This is a genomic window from Streptomyces sp. Ru72, assembly GCF_002920635.1.
Taxonomy (GTDB): Bacteria; Actinomycetota; Actinomycetes; order Streptomycetales; family Streptomycetaceae; genus Streptomyces.
In genome coordinates, this window is sequence record NZ_PQSR01000204.1 from 1 (window position 1) to 4,440 (window position 4,440).

Annotated in this window: 5 protein-coding genes; 3 read left to right on the top strand and 2 right to left on the bottom strand. The window is 71.6% G+C overall.

The window, feature by feature from the left end; all coding sequences use genetic code 11:
- Both C3488_RS39200 and hmgA read right to left on the bottom strand, forming a co-directional pair.
- On the bottom strand, nt 1-566 hold a 566-nt coding region (locus C3488_RS39200), incomplete at its 3' end, for a GntR family transcriptional regulator (RefSeq protein WP_103845581.1).
- A gap of 27 nt (nt 567-593) precedes the next feature.
- Nucleotides 594-1,910, bottom strand: coding sequence for a homogentisate 1,2-dioxygenase (gene hmgA, locus C3488_RS39205; protein WP_103845582.1), 1,317 nt, complete (start codon nt 1,908-1,910; stop codon nt 594-596).
- A gap of 181 nt (nt 1,911-2,091) precedes the next feature.
- Here hmgA and C3488_RS39210 point away from each other — a divergent pair, with 181 nt between their 5' ends.
- The 3 genes from C3488_RS39210 to C3488_RS39220 all read left to right on the top strand — a co-directional run.
- Nucleotides 2,092-2,592 carry a hypothetical protein gene (locus tag C3488_RS39210; protein WP_103845583.1) on the top strand — a complete coding sequence of 167 codons (501 nt, stop codon included), beginning with the start codon at nt 2,092-2,094 and terminating at the stop codon, nt 2,590-2,592.
- Between the two features lie 174 nt (nt 2,593-2,766).
- Nucleotides 2,767-3,387: a TetR/AcrR family transcriptional regulator gene (locus C3488_RS39215; RefSeq protein ID WP_103845584.1), complete on the top strand. Its 621-nt coding sequence runs from the start codon at nt 2,767-2,769 to the stop codon at nt 3,385-3,387.
- A gap of 122 nt (nt 3,388-3,509) precedes the next feature.
- Nucleotides 3,510-4,440, top strand: a 931-nt coding sequence (locus C3488_RS39220; RefSeq protein ID WP_181139382.1) for a molybdopterin-dependent oxidoreductase, incomplete at its 3' end; no start/stop codon positions are given.

Consider the following 4,440-nt stretch of genomic DNA (forward strand, 5'->3'; position numbering starts at 1 on the left):
GTGATGCGGCTGATGTCCGCGCCCACCGCGTCCCGCAGCACCTTGGTCATCGGCCAGCGCACCAGGTCGTCCAGGTCGATGCGCTCGGCCAGTTCGGGGCGCACGTAGTTGCGGGCGTGATTGGTGGGCTCGCCCGTCTTCTCGTCGCTGCGCAGCCGGTGGTACGTCGCCACCTCGGCCAGATCCGGGAAGTGCTCGGCGAGTTCGCCCGGCACCGGGCGCCCGCCGTGGTCGAGCAGTTCCGTCGTCATACCGGACTGCTGGGCGACGATCGCGTCCACCGAGCCCAGCAGTCGCACCGGGGCGCCTCTTTGCGCGCCGGGCTCGATGAACGTGCCGCGTCGGCGGTGGCGCGTGATCAGGCCCTCGTCCTCCAGCTCCTTCAGCGCCTGCCGCATGGTCAGCACACTGACCCCGTAGTGCCCCGCCAGCTGCTCCTCGGTGGGCAGGCGCAGCGGATCCCCGGGCGCGCGGCCGAGTATCGAGGCACGCAGTGACTGCGACACCTGGTACCAGAGCGGCAGCTTGCGGTTCAGGACGATCGAGTCAGGGGCGAAGGAGGTCACAGGCCATCCGTACCGGTGGGAGATCTCTCAGTGCAAGGGGCGGAAATGGCGTTCGAGGCCCTGCCACACGTCGTCGTACCCGCGTTGCAGGTGCTCCGCCCGGGCGGCCTGCGGTGTGAGGGTCACCGGCCAGCGCGTCTCGAACATGAACGCCAACCCGTCATCGATCTTCTGCGGTTCGAGCTCCGCCGCGCTCGCCCTCTTGAACGTCTCGCGGTCCGGACCGTGCGCCGACATCATGTTGTGCAGCGAGCCGCCCCCCGGCACGAAGCCTTCCGCCTTCGCGTCGTAGGCGCCCTCGATCAGGCCCATGTACTCGCTCATCACGTTCCGGTGGAAGTACGGCGGCCGGAACGTGTCCTCGCCCACCAGCCAGCGCGGCGCGAAGACCACGAAGTCGACGCCCGCCAGACCGGGGGTGTCGGACGGGGACGTGAGCACCGTGAAGATGGAGGGGTCCGGGTGGTCGTACGAGATGGTCCCGAGCACATTGAAACGGCGCAGGTCGTAGATGTACGGCACATGGTTGCCGTGCCAGGCGACGACGTCGAGCGGTGAGTGGTCGTAGGTGGCCGTCCAGAGGTTGCCGCAGAACTTGTTCACCACCTCCACCGGACCGTCGACGTCCTCGTACGCGGCGACCGGCGCCCGGAAGTCCCTCGCGTTCGCGAGGCCGTTGGCGCCGATCGGGCCGAGGTCGGGGAGGCGGAAGGGCGCGCCGTAGTTCTCGCACACATAACCGCGCGCCGACTCATCAAGCAGCTCCACACGGAAGCGCACCCCGCGCGGGATCAGCGCCACATGGCCCGGTTCCCCGTGCACCATCCCGAACTCGGTGTGCAGCAGCAGCCCGCCGCGCTCCGGAACGATCAGGAGTTCGCCGTCCGCGTCGCTGAACACCCGCTCCATGGAGGCGTTGGCGTGGTAGAGGTGCACGGCCATGCCGGTGCGCTGGGTGGCGTCGCCGTTGCCGCCGAGGGTCCACAGGCCCGCGAGGAAGTCGGTCCCCGCCGCGGGCTCCGGTAGCGGGTTCCAGCGCAGCCGGTTGGGGTCGGGCACCGACTGGGTGAAGGGGGCCGTGCGGATCGTGCCGTTGTCCGTGCGGGTGAAGGCCGGGTGCGCCGCCGAGGGGCGGACCCGGTACAGCCACGAGCGGCGGTTGTGTGCCCTCGGCTCGGTGAACGCCGTACCGCTCAGCTGCTCCGCGTACAGCCCGAGTGGGGCGCGCTGCGGCGAGTTGCGGCCTTCGGGCAGGGCGCCCGGGACCGCCTCCGAGCTGTGCTCGTTGCCGAACCCGGAGAGATAGGACAGCCCCTCCGCGATCTTCCTCGCGTCCCCGCTCATCGCCGCTCCCTCGTCGCTGATTCCTATGCATCACCGTAGGATTCGCTGGACGGGTGCGCAAGGGGGAGAGGCTTGGCGGAGGTGGAGAAGAAGGCGGAGATCGAGTGCGACTGGCGGGGGACACGAGAACCCGACTTCAGGGGGATCCGGCCGTCCGGGAGGGCGCAATACGCTCTCCGGCATGTCGTGGACGCGCGGACTGCTCGTCGCGCTCGCGGTGGGTGCCCTGCTCGGCGGCTCGGCGGGCTGCGCCACCAGCGAGGCGCACGAGCGCAAGGGCGAGGTGTCGGCCTCGCCGGTGGGCAAGGTACTGGACGGCACGGATGAGGAAGGGCGGCACTACCGTGAGATCGAGGAGAAGGGCGCGCCCCAGGTTGCGGTCGAGGTGCAGCCGGCCTCGGGTGGCGCCTGGGCCGTGCGGCTGACGGTCCGCCACTTCCGCTTCTCGCCCCCCGGGACACGCCCGGTGGCCGTGGCCGGCCGCGGCACGGCACGGCTCTATCTGGACGGCCACGCCCTCGTCCGGCTGCGCACCCCCGAGTACCGTCTGCCCGGCCGGCTGGTCCCGCGCGGCACACACCACGTCACGGCCCGGCTGTACGCGGACGACCAGACGGTGTGGGCGGTGCACGGCAAGCCGGTGGAGAGCACGGCGGACATCACGGTGTCGGGGACGGAGTAGGCGCCGAGCCCGGCGTCCGGGACGCAGGAGGCGCCGAGCCCGGCGTCCGGCGCGGAGGAAGCAACGCCGAGCCCCGCGAGCACGAGACGAACTTCACGCACGCCCGATGAGTGCAGAGTCCACCGATTCCCGTACAGAGAAGCGAGGTTCACCTGCACTCGGCGGAAAGGCATGATGAAGCCCGTGCCCCAAGCGACATCGCTGCGCCGCGCGCCCGTCCAGCGCCGTAGCGCCGAACGACTGACCAGAATCCTCGACGCCTGCGCCGACCTGCTCGACGAGGTCGGCTACGACGACCTCAGCACCCGCGCCGTGGCCCTGCGCGCGGGCGTCCCCATAGGCTCCGTCTACCGCTTCTTCGGCAACAAGCGGGCCATGGTCGGCGCACTGGCCGAACGCAACCTGGAGCGCTACACCGAGCGCGTCACCCACCGCCTGGCCGAGGCGCGGGGCGAGGGCGGGTGGCGCACCGCCATGGACGCCATGCTCGACGAGTACCTGGACATGAAGCGCACGGCACCCGGGTTCTCCCTCGTCGACTTCGGCAACCAGATCCCGGTCGGCACCCGCCATGCCGAACCGAACCACCGCGTCGCCGACCGTCTGACCGAACTGCTGTCGGCGTACCTCGGCCGGGACCCGGACGAGGCCCTGCGCCGCATGCTGCTGATCGCGGTGGAAACCGCGGACACCCTGGTCCACCTGGCCTTCCGGGTGTCCCCGGAGGGAGACGAGAAGATCATCGCGGAGATGCGGGAACTGCTGCGGGCGTACCTGGGGAGGGCGCTCGACTAGAAGGCCGGGGTTCGCTGTGGTGGGCGTCACCCTGCGGTCCGAGGACTCCCCAGCGTGCATACCGGTCGGTATGCTCGCCCCGTTCGTGCGTCATCGCCGTCGCCGTCCCACCGGGAGGACCCGTGTCCCGCACCGCCCTGCGTATCTGCCCGCTCTGCGAGGCCACCTGCGGGCTGACGCTCACCGTCGAGGGCACCCGGGTCACCGGCGCGCGCGGCGACCGGGAGGACGTATTCAGCAAGGGGTTCATCTGCCCGAAGGGCGCCTCCTTCGGGGCCGCCGACTCCGACCCGGACCGGCTGCGCGGGCCCCTCGTGCGCCGGGACGGGGAGTTGCGCGAGGCCACCTGGGAGGAGGCGTTCGACGCCGTCGCCACCGGGCTGCGGCCGGTCGTCGAGCAGTACGGGCCGCACGCCGTGGGAGTCGTCCTGGGCAACCCCAACGTGCACACGATCGCCGGTGGCCTCTACCCGCCCGTCCTGCTCGCCGGTCTCGGGACCCGCAGCGTCTTCACCGCCTCCACGCTGGACCAGATGCCCAAGCACGTCTCCAGCGGGCTGCTCTACGGGGACGCGGGCGCCATCCCCGTGCCCGATCTCGACCGCACGGACCACCTGCTGCTGATCGGCGCCAACCCGCTCGAGTCCAACGGCAGTCTGTGCACCGCCCCCGACTTCCCCGGCCGGCTCAAGGCCCTCAAGGCCCGCGGCGGCACCCTCACCGTGATCGACCCGCGCCGCACCCGCACCGCCCGGCTCGCCGACCGGCACGTCGCGGTCCGCCCCGGCACCGACGCGCTGCTCCTCGCGGCGATGGCGCACGTCCTGTTCGAGGAAGAGCTCGTCGACCTCCAGGAGCTCGCCCCGCACGTCCAGGGAGTCGACGAACTGGCCGCGGCGATGCGGGACTTCACCCCCGAGGCCGCCGCGGGGGCGTGCGGCGTCGACGCCGGGACCATCCGCACCCTCGCCCGGGAGCTCGCCGCCGCCCCCACCGCCGCCGTCTACGGCCGCATCGGGAGCTGCACCGTCCCGCACGGCACCCTCGCCAGCT